We start from the raw sequence: 18,910 nt of genomic DNA on the forward strand, positions 1-18,910 counted from the left end.
TTTTCTCAAAGATGTCTGTTTATGCCGGAGCCTCACGCCATCACGGCCCAAGCCATGCGCGAGTTGGAAAGCTATCTCAGCTTTCTCAAAGACCATGAGCTGGACGACATCTACAATGCTCAGCCTATTAATCGTCTTTTGGCGGAAAATAAATCGCGTTCTGTGACGGCAACGGCGCAAAACGTCTCGGCCACGGTGACGCCGCTGCCAAGCGCCGCGCGGGTCAATGCCTTGAGGCCTGAGTCGCTGCGCCATTTTGATGTCGAGCGCGCTGTAACCGCCGCCGCGGCCATCGCCGCCAGCGCCGCGACCGTTGAAGCGCTCTATGCCGCGGTTGATGCTTTTCCGGATGTGCCCCTGCGCTATGAGGGGGGGAAGGGCCTGATCCGCGGACGCGGGGCCTTACCGGCTGACGTGCTGATCGTCGGCGATGTGCCCGACGCCGATGAAGACGAGGCGCAGGCGGCTTTTCAGGGTAAGCCCGGTCATCTGACCGATGCAGCTCTGTCGGCGCTGGGGCTGAACGCGCGCACCTTACGCCTGCCCGGCCTGTTCTGGCGTCCGGCGGGCGGGCGTCCGGCCACAGACGAAGACATCCGCCTCACCTCTCCCTTTCTGCGCCGCCTGATCGAACTGAGCGCGCCCAAGGTCCTCATCCTGTGCGGCGCGACGGCGGTGCGCAGCGTACTTGATTCCAACGACAGCGTGCAAAAACTGCGCGGCAAGGCGCACCATCTGACCCTTTCGGGCGGCAGCTCCCTGCGGGTTTTTGTCACCTTCCCCCCGGCGCTTCTGCTGCGCCAACCCCTTGCCAAAAAGGCGTTCTGGAGCGATTTCCTTCTGGCCACGGACGGTCTGGCCTAAGAGCGCAACCCTTAATAGCTTGCCTCCCCATCAGGTTTTGATTACTGTCCACAGGCGTCCGCACTTTCCCGCGCTGGCCAGGATGCACCGCTTCACCTGTCATGAGCTGAAAACGCTCAGGGTCGAAGCCTCCCGATTTGGATAAACAACGACGGAGTGTTGCCTTGACCAGACCTGCGAGCCGCGCCCGCTACCGGCATGTCCTGATGTCCGCCGCCGCGCTTGCCACCGTCTGCTTCTGTGCGCCCGCCCGTGCCCAAAGCGCCGTTTCGACCGGCGACAACACCGTTGATGCCATCCTCAGCACCCCTCAAACCGCCTACAAGGGCGCGGTCCTGCTGGCGGCCGCTGACACGCCGCGTAAGCCCGTCGCCTATAGCAGCCTGACCCGAGCCGCTCCTAAGGTGCCCGCGGCACTTGATCCCGGCCTGTCGCCTTGGGATGCGCAGCTTTATCAGGCGGCGTTTGACGCGCTCGACAAGGGCGATTTCGCTACCGCTGATGCGTCGATCGAAAAGATCAGCGACAAGAGCCTCATGGGCTATCTTGAGTTCAACAAGCTGTTCCATCCGGACTATAGCTCGACCTACGAAGAGTTGATGAGTTGGCTGGAGCGCTATCCCGATCACCCACAGGCCATGCGTGTGTGGAATCTGGCCAAACGCAAAAAGCCAGATGGCGTCGAAGACCCACCGTTCCCCAGACTGGCGGGCGCGCAAAAACTGTCTTCCACCGGCCTGCTCGATGGACCGCCGCGCAGCGAGGTCAAGGCGGGCACCGCCGGACCCGATTCGGCCCTGACGCCCAAATCGGCGCGTTCAGCCTATAATGACGGAAAGCTGGATCAGGCGCTGAAACTGGGCGTGCAGATCGGTGATCGCTGGGTGGCGGGCCTCGCCGCCTATCGCCTCAGACGTTATGACGAGGCTCTGAAACACTTCGATTTCATCGTCAATGACCCCAGCCAGAGCGCCTGGAGCCAATCGGGCGGGGCCTACTGGGCCGGTCGTATGGCCGCCAAGATAGGGCATAAGGGCGATGCCGAGCTCTATTTCAAATACGCCGCCTCCTTCCCCTTTACCTTCTATGGACTTTTGGCCGAACAACGTCTGGGGGCCGAACCCGCCGTCGTGCGTGCGCAAAAGGGACAGGCCCCGGTCTTTGCTGAAGAAACGCGCGGGGCCTACACGGCCAAGATTAATGCCGACTTTAACTGGGCCAAAAACGACGCTCAGGCCCGCCGTGTCTCGATGCTGATGGCCGTAGGCCGCAAGGCCGATGCCCGCACCGAACTGCAAACCGCTATTCAGCGCTCGCCGGATCAGCAGACACGCAGCAACTGGCTGGCTCTGGCCGACGCGCACGATTTATCCGTCTCGCAGATCCGCACCTCGGACCGTCTGTTCGACCCGGCCAATTACACCATCCCCGATTTCGAGCCGACCGAAGGCTGGCGCATCGATAAGGCGTTGCTGTTCGCCATCGCCAAAAAAGAGAGCAAGTTCAACGCTAAGGCCAAGAGCTATGCCGGGGCCTATGGCCTTTTGCAACTGATGCCGGCCACCGCCTATGTGGTGACGCGCGACTCCAGCCTTATGAGCAACCCGGACAAGCTGCTCGACCCGGCGGTTAATCTTCAGGTGGGGCAGTCCTACATGCTGAAACTGGCGGCATCGGGCATCAATGACTCCGACCTGTTCCGCGTGGTGGCCTCTTATAATGCCGGCGAAAAGTGGGTGCAGGACGCCATGCGTTCGCTGGGCGATGACGCCGACTCGCTGCTGGTGATGGAGTCGATCCCGGTCGCCCAGACACGGCAATATGTCGAAGAGGTGGTCGCCTCTTACTGGATCTATCGTCAGATCATGGGCAAGCCGTCAAAGACCCTCGCCCTCGCCGCATCGGATTCCAAGATCGTCGATATTCTGGCGGATAAGTAGCTTTGTATTTAACGCCGAAGCCGGTTTGATCCGAAAAATCGGGTCCGCTTTGGCGATATGCTCAGTAATCACAGATTTCACAGATTTGCGCCCCGCGCCGATGCGCATGTGGCTCTATGTGATCTGCCCATTGAAACGCCGCAATCTGTGAAATCTGTGTAATCTGTGGTTTATCTACGTCTTCTTCACCGGCGGCTTGGGCGGGAAGCCCAGAAGGTACAGCACAAAGCCGCCTGCCTTACCGAACAGCGACAGATACCAGCTCCCCTTGCGGAAGCGCTCGCCATTGGTGGTCAGCGACACCGGAATGGGTCGCAGGCGCGCCCGGCCCAGAGCCAGGTCGATGCTCAGGTCTTCAAACGCCACCTGATCCTTGTAGCCGCCCACGGCGTCATAAAGGGCGCGCGACAGGAACAGGCCGTGATCGCCCGACGGAATGGCCAGCCAGCGTGAATTGAAGGCCACCACCTCGGCCCAGAAGCTGGCGAACCAAGATGGGTCGTCGAAGGCCAGCCGGAAATAGCCGGCGCGCAGCGGAAAATGCTTCATGTGGTCGCGCACATGGTCCATCCAGCCGTCGCCCAGAAGCGAATCCGAATGCAGGATCATAAGCCAGTCACCTTTGGCCGCCTTACACCCCTGCCACAGTTGCAGGCCGCGCCCCGCGTCGGCGTGCAGCACCGTACAGCCCGTGGATTCAGCGATTTCCAGCGTCGCGTCTTCGGAGCCGCCATCGACGATGATCACTTCTTTGATCAGGCCTTCGACCACCGCCGGAACCAGCGCGCCCAGTGTGCGCACCAGTGTGGCTTCGGCATTGAGGGTGGGAATGACGACAGAGATCAAGGCAATTACCGCGAAAAGACGCCGACCAGCTCGACATGGCCGGACCACAAGAACTGATCTATAGGCGTCACCCGATCCAGTTGAAAGCCCGCCTCAGTCAAAATTTTGGCGTCGCGGGCAAAGGTCTGAATATTACAGCTCACGCCGACGACGCGCGCCACCTGTGAGCGGGCGATCTGCTGCGCCTGCGCCTCGGCCCCGGCGCGCGGCGGATCGAAGACCACGGCGTCCCAGCCGGCCATTTCTTCGGCCACCACCGGCGCGCGGAACAGGTCGCGCGCTTCGACCGTGATTGGTTTCAGGCCCGGCGCGCGGCCAATGGCGGCCTTAAGCGCCCGCACCGCCCCACCCGCACCGTCAGCCGCATAGACGGATGCCGTTTCGGCCAGCGGAAAGGTAAAGGTGCCCGCCCCACAGAACAGGTCCGCTACGCGTTTGGTCCCCGCCACCGCGTCCTTGACCAGCGCCACCATATCGGCCTCAGAGTGGGGAGACGCCTGCAAAAACGAGCCGGCCGGCAGGTCCACCGTGGCGCGGCCAAAGCGCACGCTGGGCAGATGCGACTGATAAAGGATGTCATCGGCCATCGAGATACGCGCCAGACGGATGTCCGACGACTGCGCGATCAGAGCGATCTCCATGCGCGCCTGCGCGCTCAGACCGCCGCTCTTGCTGCGCTCAATGCCGCGCACATCCACATCCAGCCCGGTATCGGAGACGGTCACCGACAGTATGGGAGCGGATTTCGGATGCTCAAACAGGTGCGCGGCGATTTCGGTCAGGGTAGGTATAGCGGCAATCAGGGCCGGATCGGCGATGGGACAGACTTCGATCTTCACCTGATCCCACGAACGCCGCCGTTTGTAACCCAGCTCGGTGCGCACCGTGTTGCCCTGACGATACTGTTTGGCGTGCAGGCCGACGCGACGGCGTGTCGCGGGCGGTGTAGTCAGAATGGGCGCGATTTCGGTTTCCAGCCCCGCGCGGCGGAGCACGGTCTCGACGTTGGCGCGCTTCCAGTCGCTATAGACCGACATCTCCCAGTGCTGCAGGCTGCACCCGCCGCACTGGCTGAAATGCGGACAGACGGGGGCAACGCGCTGAGCGGACGGAGTCACCACCCCTATAAGGCGTGCATGGCCCTCCTTGGGCGGGGAGGCTCGTACGGTCTCGCCGGGCAGGGTCAGGGGCACGAACACGCCGTCCGCCGTCACGCCGTCGCCCTGAAAGCCGACTTTTTCGATGGTAAGGGTCACATCAGTCATGGGCGGCTAATAGAGTAGATGGAGCCCAAAGCTGAACAAAAATTTTGGAAAAAGTTATGTGCCGCGTCAGGCCGCCCTCCCCGCTCCTGGCACAGGCAGGTCAGTTACCTATTGATCTGTAGACCATTTTCGGAAAACAGCAGCCTGAACGGCCCGCAAAAGAAAATGCCAAGATGAACGAACATGAACAGGGTTCTCAAAAACCGTTCAGGTTGGGGGGCCTATAAAGGTCCTCATCAACGACGGGCTGACCCGCCGCGGAATTGAGATAAACCCGAAAGGATGCTCACCATGACCAAGTTCAACACCACGAAAAAGATCTTCCTGTCGGCCGTGGCCTCGGCCATGGTTCTGAGCGCCGGTCTGGCCGGCACCGCTTCGGCCTATGACCGCTACGACCGTTATGAGCGCCGCGGTTATTCGGAAGCCTGTGCCGAGCGCAAGACGAATAACAAGACCAATGGCGCGGTTCTAGGTGCCGTCGCTGGTGCCGCCGTCGGTAATGGCGTCTCGGCCCGTAATTCGCGCACCGAAGGCACTATTCTGGGTGCCGTCGTCGGCGGCCTGATCGGGGCCAAGGTCGGCTCGGACAATACTCAGTGCCAGTACTACGGCAGCCGCGACCGTTACGATGACCGCTATGAGCGTCGCGACCGCTACGACCGTTATGATCGCCGCGATCGCTATGACGACCGTCGCGACCGTTACTAACCGTTTCGAGAACCCCTCCCCATTCTCTGATTTCAGAGGATATCCGGGTCCACTGACGCCCTGCACCTTCCCCCCTTGGTGCAGGGCGCTTTTTTAGTTGGTCCCTTTTTTCTGGTTCCAGGCGAAGGCCTTGGCCCCCCAATAGTTCCACACACCGCTTAGTAGTGCCGCCGAAATGCCGGCCGCGAACCAGTGGATACCGAAATAGTCCTTCAGCAGGATCGCCACCCCCAGGCTGAGCAACGCCCCTATGGAGCAGGCGAAATAGAAGCCCAGCAGACCGGTAAGCATCGGCCAGCCCCTCAGACGCTTGTCGCGGAAGGTCAGGACATTGTTGATGTAGAAGTTCCACGTCATCGACAGCCAGATGGCCAGACCGTAGTTGATAATGTCGTCGTAGCGCACCTGATAGCGATAGAGCGGCAGGCCGCCATCAACACGCAGCAGCGAATGGCTAAGCGCCAGAATAATGGCATAAACAAACGCGCCCGACACGCCGACCAGCCCGAACAGCACGAAGCGCGCGGAGATAAGACCGTTGGTGGCCTTTTCGACCAGCAGCGCCCCCAGATCGAGCACGACGCGGATATCGAGCTTGGATTCGCCGCCCTGACGCTGACGCAGCGACGCCTTCACCTCACCGAAGCGCGGGCGCACCTTGGTGGAAGCCACCAGATCGACCAGAATCTTGAAGCCCACCCCGGTCAGGTTGGGTCGCGCGGTTTCGTACCAGTCGCGCGTCATCATAAAGCAGCCGCTCATCGGGTCGGTCAGGGGCGCTTTCAGCACCAGACCGGTGGCCAGCGTCGCCGCCTTTGAGCCCAGATCACGGATAAAGCTCAGGCCCGTATCCGTCTTGCCGATATAGCGCGAGGCGCAGACCAGGTCCTTGTCGCCTTTGAGGATCATGTCAGCCAAAGCGCGAATGGCCACCGGGTCGTGCTGACCGTCACCGTCCATAATCCCCAGCACGCGGCCGCGCGCCATATCCCAGCCGCGGATAGCCGCGGACGACAGGCCGCGTTCACCCTTGCGCACATAGAGGCGCACGCGGGGATCGCTCTTACCCAGATCGCTCACTTCGGCAGCGGTATTGTCCTTCGAATCGTCATCGACGACGAGGATTTCATAGTTGAGGCCGCTCAGGTGCTCGGCTATCTCGGAGATCACGCTGCGGATGGCCGCGCCTTCGTTCAGCGTGCAGATGATAAGGCTGAGATCGGGCGCGGCGGCGTCCGGGGCTTTGTCAGCGGCAAAATTTGCGTCTGGCAAAAACAACTCCTGAAACTTATGGTGCAGGCCTGTGGCCGTGTGGGTCGCGGTATATAACAAACTTTTGATTTGGCATAGCGGCATCAAAATGGCGCGACGCCGACGCGGCCTTGAGCGGAGGTCGGCGGGCTTTTTGAGGTGTGAATGAAACGGTTTCCCCCGGCGCTGCGTATCGGATTGATTGTCTTCGTCTTTTTCCTGCCCCTGCTCTCCGGCGTGTTGGGCAAGATCGCCAAATCCCACGCTTGGTTCGGTGATTACCGCGCCGTGGCCTGTGGCGCGCAGAAGATCATCGACGGCGGCGCGCTGTATGATCTCAACCTCAAATGCGCGGCGATGGAGGGCACGACGGCGGTCTATGTCTATCTGCCTGTCGTCGCCGAAGCCTTTGCCGGCGTGATTCGCCTGATCGGTCAGGACGGCCTGATCTGGCTCTACGGCGCGCTCTACGTCCTCAGCCTGGTGGTATTGCTCGGCGGCGCCTACTTTTCACCTCCCCTGCAAAGCGGGGGAGGTGGCGCGCAGCGCCGGAGGGGGCTTACAGACACTGATACCCCCTCCGTCTTCGCCGCCTCCGGCATCGAATCCACCTCCCCCGCTGTCGCAGGGGAGGAGAAACTTCACCCCACCCTGCTCGACAAGATTCCCTTTGCCGCCTTCCTGACCGGCAGCGCCGTGGTGTGGGGCAATATCGCTGTTCTGTGCCACGCGGCGGTGCTGGCCTCAGCGATGGTCGCCAAGCGCTATCCGTTGCTGTTCGCCGCCGTAGTCGCCCTGTGCGGCGTCATCAAGCCGGTCTTCCTCACCTATCTGCTGGTGCTGCTGTTTATCGACCTGCCCCTATGGAAGCGCCTCGGCTGGTCCGCCGTCGCCGCCATAGCCGGGCTTTTGCCAACCGTCCTGTTTGCCACCGAAGGCTCTGCCCTGTCGCAAAGCTGGCGCGCCACCTTGTCGGGCTTTGTCTATACCACCACGCCGGGCGAAAGCTTTTATGGCTGGCTGGGCCTGATGGGGCTGCGCGGCGACAGTGTGGGGGCCAATCTGGGCTGGCTGGTCTTTGCGGGTCTGATGGCGTTGAGTGGCCTCGCCATCGCCGAAGGGCTGAAATTCGACACGCGCGCCCGCATCTGGCTGGGCCTCAGCCTCGGGGTCCTGACCATTCCGCGCCTGATGTCGCAGGACGTTTTCCTGATCGGCGTCGGTCTGGCCTATATCGCGCTTTACAGCCCGTCCCTCATCGCAACCTCTAAACCGCTGAGCGTCCTGAAGGACCGCGGCCGCACGATTCTGACCGTCATCTGCGTCTTTTGTCTGATCGGTGGCGCGGCCGAACTGGGCGATTTCACCACGCGCATCAGTACGTTGTTGCTAAGTCTTTACGTGCTGGCTGCGGGGGTCCTGACCTTCGCCCAGCGCCGCGACGCCATCCTCACCGCTCTCCTGCTTCGCCCCCTGCCTCGAAAGTCTGCCCGTGTCCCTGACTGAATTTTTCCGCAAGCCCCGCCCCGACGCCCTGACGTGGTTGCAGGCGCATACGCAGAAAAAATCCACCCGCTTCTGGTTCCTCTTCCTGATCAGCTTTTCCGTGGTCAGCCACCTGCTGGGGCGTCTGGTCAAGGGCAAGTGGTGGATGAACGACTTTGACGCTCTGATCTGCGGGGCGGACTATATGCGGCGCGGTCTGTCGCCCTATGCCTATGAGCCGGCCTGCGAAGGCCTCAAGGCGGCGCCCTACGTCTATGCGCCGCAGATTGGTGAATTCCTGCGCCCGATTATCGAAGTGACGGGGCTGACCGGGGCGCGCTGGCTCTATGCGCCGTTTCTGATAGCTGCCCTGCTGGTCATTGCGTGGTATGGGCTGAAGCGCAGCTTCCCCAACCTGCCGATGCATATCCGCCTGCTGGGCTATACGATCGTCTCCGGCTCAGCGGTATCGTGCGGCAATATCGCCGTCATCTGCCACGCCGCCGCCATCGGCACAGCGCTGATGATCCGCCGTACCCGCCTGCCCTTCCTGTTGGTCGTGCTGCTGTCGTCGATCATCAAGCCGGTCTTCCTCACTTATCTGATCGTACTGATGTGCGACGCAAGGCCTTTGCGCTCGCGGCTTTTTTGGTCCGCCGCCGGGGCCGCCATCGGCATCGGCCTCTATGTGTGGATCAGCCGCACCGCTGGCCCGCTGTATGAGGTGTGGCAAAAGACCATTTACGACATCACCCTGATCGAACAGCCGGGCTATACCCTGCTCGCCTGGGCCGAATGGGTCGGCCTGACCATTGATCATCCCGCCACCCTGATCGCCTTTGCCGTCTATTTCCCGATCATGGCGCTGGCCGGGCTTCTGTTGTGCGATCTCGGTAAGCTGAGCCTCGATACGCGCATCCTGATCGGGCTTGGGATGGCGCAACTGATCAATCCGCGCATGATGTCCTACGACATGCTGTTCCTGCCGACCATGCTGGCCGCCGTCGTCATGGTGGCGCGCGATTACGGCGAGCGCACCTTTTCTCAGGTGTCGTGGACGTTTTTGTGGATTGGCGTCGCGGGCTTTTTCATGGCGGTTTTGCCGATCAAGGACTTCAAACCTGCCGACATCATGTCCCCGGCCTTTGTCGCCCTTGTCTTGTGGGTCAGCCTGATCGTGATCCGGAAAAACAAGGATGTTATCCAGCAGACCCTGAAAAATCCCAAGCCTTTCCTAGGTGATATTTTACAGGGACGCCTATAGACCCTGACACCAAAAAAGGCCGGAAACGACATCTTTGCCCCGGTTTTGCCACGACTGCGAACCGCTGGACACAGAGGCTCCTTAGTTTCATCCACATGAGCGGCGACCTGTCTTTTCTTTCGATACAGAGAGAAAAGTTATGGCCCCCAATCCCCGCCTGACGCATCTGCCCCCGCTGTGGTGGGGTATTCTATGTTCGCTTCCGGTTATGGGGGGGCTGGCCGGGCGTTTTGTGCGGGGTACGCCGGGCTTTGAAGACTTCGATGCCGTCACCTGCGCGGGCCTGACCCTGCTGAAAGGCGGCAATCCTTACGACCTCACCCCGGCCTGTGCGGGGTTGAAAAGCGCAACCTTTGTCTATGCGCCGCCCGTTGTCGAAGGCGTGGCCTTTGTGATCGGGCATCTGGGGGCCGATGGCTACCGGCTGCTGTTTGGTGGTTTGTGGCTGCTGGCGCTTTGCGGGCTGAGCGCCTATGCCGTCAAATTCGCGCTGCCGGAGGTCGATATCCGGCTGAAACTGCCCCTGCTGGCCCTGTTTACCGGCGGCTGCATCGCCTGCGGCAATATCGCCATCCTGCTGCATGGCTTGGTGCTGTTGGGAGCGCTCAGCCTGCCACAACGGGTGTGGCCGTTTGTGCTGACCGTCACCGTCGTCAGCCTGATCAAACCCGTCCTTCTCACCTATCTGATCGTTCTGGCCTTTATGGACCGACCCCTGCGCTGGCGCCTCGGCTGGACGGCGGCGGGCGTCGTGGCGGGCCTGAGCCTCAGCCTGTGGGTGTTGCATAGCCCTTCGCCCCTTACACCGCTATGGAAAGACACCCTATCGCAGGTGGTGCTCAGCGACCAAACGGGCATCAGCTATTTCGGCTGGCTGCACAGTTGGGGCATGGACAGCACTGCGCCTGCGGCCCTGTCGCTTCTGCCTGTGGTGATGGGGACGCTGGCCCTGTCGGGACTGGCTATAGCGGAGTTAGGGCAGCTCCGCCCAAGGGAACGGCTGGTGCTGGGTCTGGGGCTGGCGCAGTTGCTCAATCCGCGTCTGATGGATTACGATCTGCTCCTGGTGGTGCCTTTTGGCGCGCTGCTGGCGCATCTGGTCGCGCGGCAGGGCGGCCGCTGGGCCAGCATCAGCATGTGGGGGCTGATCGGCCCGTCGGGGAGTATTCTGGTGCTGAACGAGGTCGAGCAGCGCGCCATCCTGCCCGTGCCCCTGACCCTGCACCTGATCACCCTTACCACCGTCGCGCTGGCCGGCACGCTGGCCTTTCGACAGCGGGCGCAGGTGGTTGCTGCCGTGGCGCGCCTCTTGCCGCAGCGGGGCAGACGCCTGCCGCCCCTGCCCGCCGCGGAATGAAAAAAGCCCCCGAATGAAAAAAGCCCCGGTGTGCGCCGAGGCTTTTGGTTAGAGGGCCGCTTTCAGCCGTTCCAGCGCCGCCGACAGGCGGGCCTTGCCGTCCTCGGCGTCTTTCAGGCGTTCCTGATTCTCGGTGATCACCTCTTCCGGGGCCTTTTTGACAAACTCCGGGTTGTCGAGCTTGCGCTTGGTGCCCTCGATCGTCTTGTCAAAGGCCGCGATGTCCTTGGCCAGACGCGCCGCCTCAGCCTTGAGGTCGATAAATTCGGCGACGCTGAGGTTACCGGTCGCCTCGGCGATCACGAAGGGCACTGAGCCCACCGGGGCCGTTTCGGCCACGCCGACCTCACCCAGACGCCCCAGGAATAGGATAAGGTCGCGGTGCATGGTCAGCCAGCCTTGAGTCTGCGGCCCCGCCCCGGTGAGGGTGAGCGGCACCTTGGCCGAGCCCGGCACGTTCATTTCTGAACGCACGCTGCGCACTTCGGAAATCAGGTTGATCAGCCAGTTGATCTCGGTATCCGCCGCGGCATCAATGGCCGCCGCGGCATAGACCGGCCATTGTTCGACGATCAGGGCCTTGGCGCGGCCATCCGTAGCCGCCCACAGTTCTTCGGTGATGAAGGGCATGACCGGATGCAGCAGGATCAGGCACTGATCCAGCACCCACGCCGTCATGGCGCGGATTTCGGCCTTGGCCTCGGCATCTTCGCCATTGAGGATCGGCTTCGACAGTTCGACGTACCAGTCGCAGACGACGTTCCACACGAATTTATACAGGGCATTGGCCGCGTCATCGAAGGCGCAGGCTTCCAGCGCTTCGGTGACGATCTTCACCGTCTTGTGCGTCTCGCCGCGTATCCAGCGGCTGAGCGTCAGCTTGACCGACGACGGGTCGAAACCGGCCACCGCCGCGCATTCGTTCATCTGGGCAAAGCGGTGGGCGTTCCACAGCTTGGTGCCGAAATTGCGATAACCTTCAATGCGTTGCTTAGCCAGCTTGATGTCGCGGCCTTGCCCCGACATGGCGCTCAGGGTGAAGCGCAGGGCGTCGGCACCGAATTCGTCGATCAGGACCAGCGGGTCCATCACATTGCCCTTCGACTTCGACATCTTCTGGCCCTTCTCGTCACGAACAAGGGCGTTGATAAAGACGCGCTGGAACGGGGCCTTACCGGTAAAGTGCAGGCCCATCATCATCATGCGGGCGACCCAGAAGAAGATGATGTCGAACCCGGTGACCAGCGTGTGCGTCGGGTAGAAGCGCTCCAGATCGCGCGTCTGTTCCGGCCAGCCCATGGTCGAAAACGGCCACAAAGCCGACGAGAACCAGGTGTCGAGAACGTCTTCGTCTTGGCGCAGCTCAACACGCTCAAGTATGTTATTGGTGCCATCTTTCCAAGCCAAGCCCGCCTTGTCAGGCTGCTTAGCAAGGCTCACTTCAATTTCTGAACCGTAATATCCTTTAGCTTGCTCAAGTAATTCTTCTTCGGTTTCAGCAACAAATATTTGACTATACCAAGTGGACATATCATCAAAATTTGCATTTTTGTCTGGACCAAACCACGCCGGAATACGGTGGCCCCACCAGAGCTGACGTGAGATGCACCACGGTTCGATATTGCGCAGCCACTCAAAATACGTCTTTTCCCAGTTCTTCGGCTCGAACACCGTGCGGCCATCTTCGACGGCGGCCAGCGCCTCCTTGGCCAGCTCACCGGCATTGACATACCACTGATCGGTCAGGAAGGGTTCGATGACCACGCCCGACCGGTCGCCGTGCGGCACCATGTGCTTGGTCTTTTCGATAGCTTTCAGCCAGCCGTCTTGTTCGGCGCGGGCGATGATGGCCTTGCGCGCCGCGAAACGATCCAGACCGCGATAGGCTTCGGGCACCTCGTCGTTAAGGGTGGCGAACGGCGTCAGAATATTGATCAGCGGCAGGTTATGGCGCTTGCCGACTTGAAAATCGTTGAAATCGTGCGCCGGAGTGATCTTCACCGCGCCGGAGCCCTTGGTCGGGTCGGCATAGTCGTCGCCCACGATGGGGATGCGACGGCCTGTGATCGGCAGGATGACCTCTTTGCCGATCAGGGCCTGATAGCGTTCATCGTCCGGATGCACGGCCACGGCGGTATCGCCCAGCATCGTCTCCGGGCGCGTCGTCGCCACGACGATATAGTCGCGCGTTTCCAGCGTTTCATGACCCTCTTCGTCCTTGACCGGATAGTCAAAGGTCACGCCGTCAGCCAGTGGGTACGCAAAGTGCCAGTAGTGGCCATCGACCTCCTTCTGCTCGACCTCAAGATCGGAGATGGCGGTCTGGAAATGCGGGTCCCAGTTGACCAGCCGCTTGTCGCGGTAGATCAGGCCTTCCTTATAAAGCTGAACAAAGACCTTGCGCACGGCGGCCGAGAGGCCCTCGTCCAGCGTAAAGCGTTCGCGTGACCAGTCGCACGACGCCCCCAGACGGCGCAATTGCCCCTGAATGGTGCCGCTGCTTTCGGCCTTCCACTGCCACACCTTTTCGACAAAGGCTTCGCGGCCCATATCGCGGCGGCCGACATTACCGGCGGCGGCCAGTTGACGCTCGACCACCATCTGCGTGGCGATGCCCGCGTGGTCCGTGCCGGGCAGCCACAGGGCCGCTTTGCCGCGCATCCGCTCAAAGCGCATCAGCACGTCCTGAAGGGTGTTGTTCAGGGCGTGGCCGATATGCAGGCTGCCCGTCACATTGGGCGGCGGGATGACGATGGAAAAGGGTACGGCGCCTTCGTCATCGCTCGGCTTGAACGCACCGGACGTTTCCCACATCTCATAGAGGCGCGGTTCAACGGTTTTGGGGTCGAAGGTCTTTTCCAGCATGGTCTTTTCGCGTGTAAGCTTGAAACAGAAAGAGCGGCGTCCTTAGCATAGGACACCGCTCCGGTAACAGGTAAAAAAGCGTTTTGCGCTTAACGGCGCGCCTGGCGGGCCAGACGCTCGACTTCCTCACGCACCGCCGTTTCGACGATGGCCGACAGGTTGCCGTCCAGCCAGTCTTGCAGCATCGGACGCAGGATTTCGCTCAGCAGGTCTTCGATGGTACGGCCTTCGCGCGGCAGCAGGCTGGCGCTGGTCAACTGACCAAAGGCAGACACGGCGCTCTGCACCGTACGCTCGGACACGAGGTGCGACGTGGCGTCGTAATCGACGCGCGGAGCGGGCTTCGGCGCGGGCTTGGGGGCCACAGCGACCGGTTCCGGATCAAAGGCGTCAATATCGCCGATCGACACAGCCGGCTTAGGCGTCGCCACCGGTGTCGTCAGCTCCAGCACGTCTTCCTCTTCGACTTCCGGCTCATCTTCCGGTTCGTCAAAGGCGACCTCGGGTTCAGGCTCAGCCGCGACGACTTCGGGCTCAGGCGCAGGCTTCGCCTTTTCTTCCGGCGCATCGTCCTCGGAAATGATCCGGCGGATCGAGGCGAGGATTTCCTCCATCGTGGGTTCGTGGGCGGTTTCGGACATGTCGGTGAATCACTCGAAAAGGATAGTCTGTGCCATAAAGACACGGCTCAGGGGTTTTTGGCAACTGTTAAGCGATCTTTATGCGCCCTATTTTCGCCTGACAGGCTCGTTCCCCGCCTGTCGGAATCATCAGGATAAGTGTGCGGCCAACAGGGTTAACAAAATTTGAAGCCCAACGGCAAAACAAAGGGCGGAAAGGTCTGAACCCTCCCGCCCGCATTGGCTCTGAACCTGTACGGTTCTTAGCGCGTTTTTACGATCTCACCCGACGAATCGGCAAGCCCGTCCAGCACACGCGCCACCGGCTCCAGAGGCGTCGCGCCCTTGTTCTTGACCGCGTCAAAGTTTTTAGCCGGATCGTAGATTTCAGCCTGCGGCATCAGGGTGCGGGCTTCGAGGTCGCCCATGACCGCCAACACCTGAGAGGCAGCGACGTATTCGGCACGCTGGGCATTGATCAGCGCCAGTTGCGCCTGACGCAGTTCCTGCTCGGCATTCAGCACTTCGATATTGGTGCGTAAGCCCACCTGTTGCTCGTACTTGACGCCTTCGGCCGCCACGGTGGCGGCGCGCACCTGCTCCTGATTGGCCTGAGTCGCCGTGCGGGCGGCGGCCATATTGGCCCAGGCGGTCGAAACGTTCTGCACCACATTGCGGCGGGCCAGCTCGACGCTGATCTTCTGCGCCGTATAGCCTTCGGTGGCCTGACGCAGGCGCGACGAATTATAGCCTGCGCTAAACAGCGGCATGGTGAAGCGCAGGGTGGCCGTGGCCGCGTCGCGCTTGTCCAGATCCTTGAAATCACTGGTCGGCGCGCTGGTTGCGTAACCGGCCCCCAGGGTGACACGCGGGCCCAGACCCGACTTGGCCAGCGACACGCGGGCGCGGGCGGCGGCTTCGGCCCACTTGGCGGCGCTTAAGGACGGGTTGTTGGCTTCGGCGCGATCCAACGCGGCGTCAAACGTGACGGGCAGGTTGGGCAAACCTGGCACAGGATCGAGCGCGGTGGGGGTCTGACCGACAATGGCCACGTATTGCGCGCGGCTACTGTCGAGTTGGGCGCGGGCTTGCGCCAGCGACGCTGACGAAGCGGCCAGACGGGCTTCGGACTGCGCCACATCGGTACGCGTCAGTTCACCGGCTTCGAAGCGGGCCTTGGTCTCATCCAGCTGGCGCTTAAGCACATTATAATTTTCTTCGCCAATGCGCAGGGCCTCCTGATCGCGGCGCACAGCGGTATAGACGCTGATGACGTCGCTCAGGACCTGAGCCTCAACGGCGCGCAGGTCTTCGCGACCGGCATTGACATCGGCCTCAGCCGCCTTGACGCCCGACGACAGGCCGCCCGAGGCGAACAGGGTCTGATTGGCCGACAGGTTCAGGCCCGTCGAGGAGCGACCGGCCACGCCCGTCGGCACGTCGCTATAGTCCACGCTGGCCCCGGCGCTGAGCGTGGGCCCCAGACCGGAACGCGCCTGCACATAGGTCTCATCCGTGGAACGCTGCTGAGCGCGGGCCCGTTGCAGGGTCGGGTTATTGGCATAGGCCAGGGTAATGGCGTCGGTCAGCGATTCCGCGAAGGCCGAACCCGCCCCCAGCGTCAGAGCCGACACCGTCAAACCGGCCAGCAGGTACGCACGCAGTCCCTTACGGCCACCGGCAGGCTTGGACGAAAGCTTTAGCATCAAATGATTCCCTTGGTAAGGGCAGCGCCACCCCCCGCCCGGCGGCCTTTCGACCCCGCATTGCGATGCGTTGCTGCCTTTGAACTGGCGAACACACTGCCAGAAGCCAGAGGCTTTGGCGAGTTACGGTTTTTTCACCTACGCATTTCTTTGCGGTGCAGACCCAAAAAAGGGCCGCGGTGTAATGCCGCAGCCCCTTTGGATCGGTGATCAGATCGCCGTTTCGACTTAAAACACGAAGGCCGGGGCCTTGGTGAAGCCGGGCAGCACGGCGGTCGCCGCATTAAACACAAAGGCTTCGGACACACCAGCCTGAAGGCGGGTATAGACACGAGCCTCGCCCAAAGCGCCGCTGCGCACCACCACACCCAGGCGGCCATGCAGTTTCAGCGCGGCGAACCATTCGGCAGGGACTTCCTCAACCGCACCTTCGCTGACGATGATGTCGTATTCACCGGCGACGGGGGTCTTGAGGTCCTGCACCACCAGAGAGATGCCCAGCGCCTTCAGATAGGGTTCGACCACGGTCTGAACGCGGGCATCGGCTTCCTGAACCGTGACATCGAGACCGGCGTGCTTGAGCACAGCGGCGGCATAGGGCGCGCCGATGGCCAGCACCTTTTGACCGGCGACGGGCTTAAGCCCGTGCAACAGCTTGGCGAGGTCGCGCGGCAGCATCAGGGCGCGGCCCGGCGCGATCTGCGGCTCAACATCACCATAGGCGGCAAAGCCCTGCCCCGGCGCGACCAGACGCTCGCGCTCAATATGACGCATGGCCTTTTGCAGCGCGGGATCGGTGACGTCGTTCACCCGCACCTGAGATTCAACCATGTTCTGACGGGCGGCGAAGTAATCCATCTGAGCCTCGAAGCAAATACACTACAGGAGTCGTGTCCTTATCCTGCGCTTATAGGCGTTTGCAAGGCGCGCTTCAATGCACCGCACACCCCCGTTTTGCATTTTTCAGGAAAAGTGACAGCGTTCACGGTCGGGGCACGCTGACCGCAAGCCCTGCGCAACCCTTGCGATCCCAAATTCAAAAATTCTGTATATAAACCGTGACAATCCCATTGCAGCCGCAGGGCCGATCTGATAGCTGAGCCTACCGCTATTTTAGTGAGGCCTGATGGCGGAGCGGTTACGCAGCGGATTGCAAATCCGTGTAGCCCGGTTCGACTCCGGGTCAGGCCTCCAAATCTCCCCAAAAATTGAACTACGCCGCGCGCAGGGACTGAATGAAGGCTTCGATCTGCCCTTTCAAATCACCGGCCACGGCCTGCACCGAGCGGGATTCGAGCGAGACGGTGCCCGCCGCCTGATCGGTAGCGGCGGCGACGTGGCGCACCGCGTCGATGTCGCGGCCGACGCTCTGCGCCCCCGAGGCCAGGGCATCCACCGTGCTGGCAATATCTCGCGTAGCCGATTGCTGGGCACTGACCGCTTCGGCAATGCCGTCGGCCGAGGCGCGCAGTTCCTGAATGACGCCGACGATGTGGCCGATGGCCTCTACGGCCTGCGTGGTGTCCGACTGGATGTGCGTCACCTTGTCCGTGATGTCGCGGGTGGCCTTTTCGGTCTGTTGCGCCAGCGTCTTGACCTCCGAGGCCACGACGGCAAAGCCTGCCCCCGCCTCACCGGCGCGCGCCGCTTCGATGGTAGCATTGAGCGCCAGCAGATTGGTCTGACGCGCGATCCCGGAAATAATGTCCACGACGGCGCTGATTTCCTCAGCACTGCGGTTCAGGCGGCCCATGATCTCGGAGGTCGCCTCGCTTTGGCCCACGGCCTGCGCCGACACTTCGGACGAGGCGACAGCGGCCTGAGCAATGTCTGAGGCGCTGCTTGACAGGCCCTGCACGGTTTCCGCAACGTGATGCGCCTGCCGCGAGGTGGCCTCGGCCGTGGCGGTGACGTTTTCAATGCGCGAAACGGCCCCCTTGGCCTGTTCGCTCATGGTTTCGGCGGAGTCGGTCATGGCTTCGGATGAGCGGCTCAACCCGACGATCAGGGCCGAGACCTGCGCATGCAGGCGCTCTCCCATCTCCTGAAGCGCCTTTTGACGCTCCTGCGCCAGCACCTCGGCACGGCGGGCGTTTTCCGCCTCCAGCGCGATCAGGGCGCGGCCATTGCCCCGGAAGATTTGTAAGGCCCGCGCCATGGCACCGATTTCGTCCGAACGCTGCGCTCCCTCGACCTCGGCTTCAAAGTCGCGCTCGGCAAAGCGCGACATCAGGCGGCTCATGCGCTCCAGCGCGCTGAACACCTCACGGTCAAAATAGACAATGGCCACCAGCCCGGCCAGACCGACTCCAATCGCCACAACCCAGATACCGGCCCGGAAGGTTTCCGCCGCCGCCAGCAACGGGCGCAACTGCGCCTCGCTTTGCGGGGCCGTGGCCAGCGTCGCCTGAAGGCCGCTGATCACCGCCCCCTCGTGCCCCAGTGCCACAGCGGTCAGCGAAGCCAGCAGAAGAAGGAACAGGGCGAAGAGGCCCCGGATACGGGCCTTGATGGGCGGCAGGGTCACGGCGGCATCTTTCAACGAAAAAGAGAGATGTCGCCATGCAAGCGGATAGCGGTTAACAAGCCGTTGCAACGGACGCAAAAACCGCCGAAATCGGCGTAACGCGAGTCTTTATATTAACCCTTCATTAAGGCAAATCGGGTCAACTCAGCCTGTCTTTGCTTTTTTGAAGACACCCACCATCACCAAACTTTTCAACCCGGTCTTCTGGC

At 61.8% G+C, this 18,910-nt stretch carries 14 protein-coding genes and 1 tRNA gene; 7 read left to right on the top strand and 8 right to left on the bottom strand.

Annotated features, from left to right (window positions below; genetic code table 11):
• Positions 1-21 precede the first annotated feature (21 nt).
• Positions 22-864: a uracil-DNA glycosylase gene (locus ASTEX_RS15515; RefSeq protein WP_013480583.1), complete on the top strand. Its 843-nt coding sequence runs from the start codon at positions 22-24 to the stop codon at positions 862-864.
• 164 nt (positions 865-1,028) lie between these two features.
• Positions 1,029-2,804, top strand: coding sequence for a transglycosylase SLT domain-containing protein (locus tag ASTEX_RS15520; protein WP_013480584.1), 1,776 nt, complete (start codon positions 1,029-1,031; stop codon positions 2,802-2,804).
• A 174-nt stretch (positions 2,805-2,978) separates the two neighbouring features.
• Here the strand turns inward: ASTEX_RS15520 and ASTEX_RS15525 are convergent, their stop codons facing one another.
• Both ASTEX_RS15525 and ASTEX_RS15530 read right to left on the bottom strand, forming a co-directional pair.
• Positions 2,979-3,650 (bottom strand): glycosyltransferase, encoded by a 672-nt coding sequence (locus tag ASTEX_RS15525; RefSeq protein ID WP_013480585.1) that lies wholly within the window; start codon positions 3,648-3,650, stop codon positions 2,979-2,981.
• Positions 3,651-3,655: 5 nt separating this feature from the next.
• Complete coding sequence (locus ASTEX_RS15530) at positions 3,656-4,915, bottom strand: class I SAM-dependent RNA methyltransferase (protein WP_013480586.1); 1,260 nt, start codon at positions 4,913-4,915, stop codon at positions 3,656-3,658.
• A gap of 291 nt (positions 4,916-5,206) precedes the next feature.
• Between ASTEX_RS15530 and ASTEX_RS15535 the strand changes: the two genes are divergently transcribed.
• A complete protein-coding gene (locus ASTEX_RS15535; protein WP_013480587.1) occupies positions 5,207-5,626 on the top strand; it encodes a glycine zipper 2TM domain-containing protein in 420 nt (139 codons plus the stop codon).
• A 93-nt stretch (positions 5,627-5,719) separates the two neighbouring features.
• On the opposite strand, the gene ASTEX_RS15540 is transcribed toward ASTEX_RS15535, so the two are convergent.
• Positions 5,720-6,898: a glycosyltransferase gene (locus tag ASTEX_RS15540; RefSeq protein WP_245532554.1), complete on the bottom strand. Its 1,179-nt coding sequence runs from the start codon at positions 6,896-6,898 to the stop codon at positions 5,720-5,722.
• Between the two features lie 144 nt (positions 6,899-7,042).
• Here ASTEX_RS15540 and ASTEX_RS15545 point away from each other — a divergent pair, with 144 nt between their 5' ends.
• The 3 genes from ASTEX_RS15545 (at position 7,043) to ASTEX_RS15555 (ending at position 10,983) form a co-directional block, all read left to right on the top strand.
• The gene (locus ASTEX_RS15545; protein ID WP_013480589.1) at positions 7,043-8,383 is read left to right on the top strand and encodes a hypothetical protein; all 1,341 of its coding nucleotides are present in this window, start codon (positions 7,043-7,045) and stop codon (positions 8,381-8,383) included.
• Entirely contained in the window at positions 8,370-9,626 is a 1,257-nt protein-coding gene (locus ASTEX_RS15550) for a hypothetical protein (RefSeq protein ID WP_013480590.1), read from the top strand. The genes ASTEX_RS15545 and ASTEX_RS15550 overlap by 14 nt, the downstream gene beginning before the upstream one ends.
• A 139-nt stretch (positions 9,627-9,765) precedes the next feature.
• Positions 9,766-10,983, top strand: coding sequence for a hypothetical protein (locus ASTEX_RS15555; protein WP_013480591.1), 1,218 nt, complete (start codon positions 9,766-9,768; stop codon positions 10,981-10,983).
• Between the two features lie 48 nt (positions 10,984-11,031).
• Here ASTEX_RS15555 and ASTEX_RS15560 read toward each other — a convergent pair whose 3' ends face one another.
• From ASTEX_RS15560 to ASTEX_RS15575, 4 genes are all read right to left on the bottom strand, one after another.
• Entirely contained in the window at positions 11,032-13,848 is a 2,817-nt protein-coding gene (locus tag ASTEX_RS15560; protein ID WP_013480592.1) for a valine--tRNA ligase, read from the bottom strand.
• 89 nt (positions 13,849-13,937) lie between these two features.
• Complete coding sequence (locus tag ASTEX_RS15565) at positions 13,938-14,489, bottom strand: DUF2497 domain-containing protein (protein ID WP_013480593.1); 552 nt, start codon at positions 14,487-14,489, stop codon at positions 13,938-13,940.
• 242 nt (positions 14,490-14,731) lie between these two features.
• On the bottom strand, positions 14,732-16,174 hold the full coding sequence (locus tag ASTEX_RS15570; RefSeq protein ID WP_013480594.1) for a TolC family outer membrane protein: 1,443 nt from the start codon (positions 16,172-16,174) through the stop codon (positions 14,732-14,734).
• 228 nt (positions 16,175-16,402) lie between these two features.
• On the bottom strand, positions 16,403-17,032 hold the full coding sequence (locus tag ASTEX_RS15575) for a protein-L-isoaspartate O-methyltransferase family protein (RefSeq protein WP_013480595.1): 630 nt from the start codon (positions 17,030-17,032) through the stop codon (positions 16,403-16,405).
• 262 nt (positions 17,033-17,294) lie between these two features.
• Between ASTEX_RS15575 and ASTEX_RS15580 the strand changes: the two genes are divergently transcribed.
• Positions 17,295-17,368: transfer RNA gene (locus ASTEX_RS15580), tRNA-Cys, on the top strand.
• A gap of 19 nt (positions 17,369-17,387) precedes the next feature.
• On the opposite strand, the gene ASTEX_RS15585 is transcribed toward ASTEX_RS15580, so the two are convergent.
• Positions 17,388-18,701 (bottom strand): methyl-accepting chemotaxis protein, encoded by a 1,314-nt coding sequence (locus ASTEX_RS15585; RefSeq protein ID WP_013480596.1) that lies wholly within the window; start codon positions 18,699-18,701, stop codon positions 17,388-17,390.
• Positions 18,702-18,910: the final 209 nt, after the last annotated feature.

It is taken from the genome of Asticcacaulis excentricus CB 48 (assembly GCF_000175215.2).
In the GTDB taxonomy this organism is placed as follows: Bacteria; Pseudomonadota; Alphaproteobacteria; order Caulobacterales; family Caulobacteraceae; genus Asticcacaulis; species Asticcacaulis excentricus.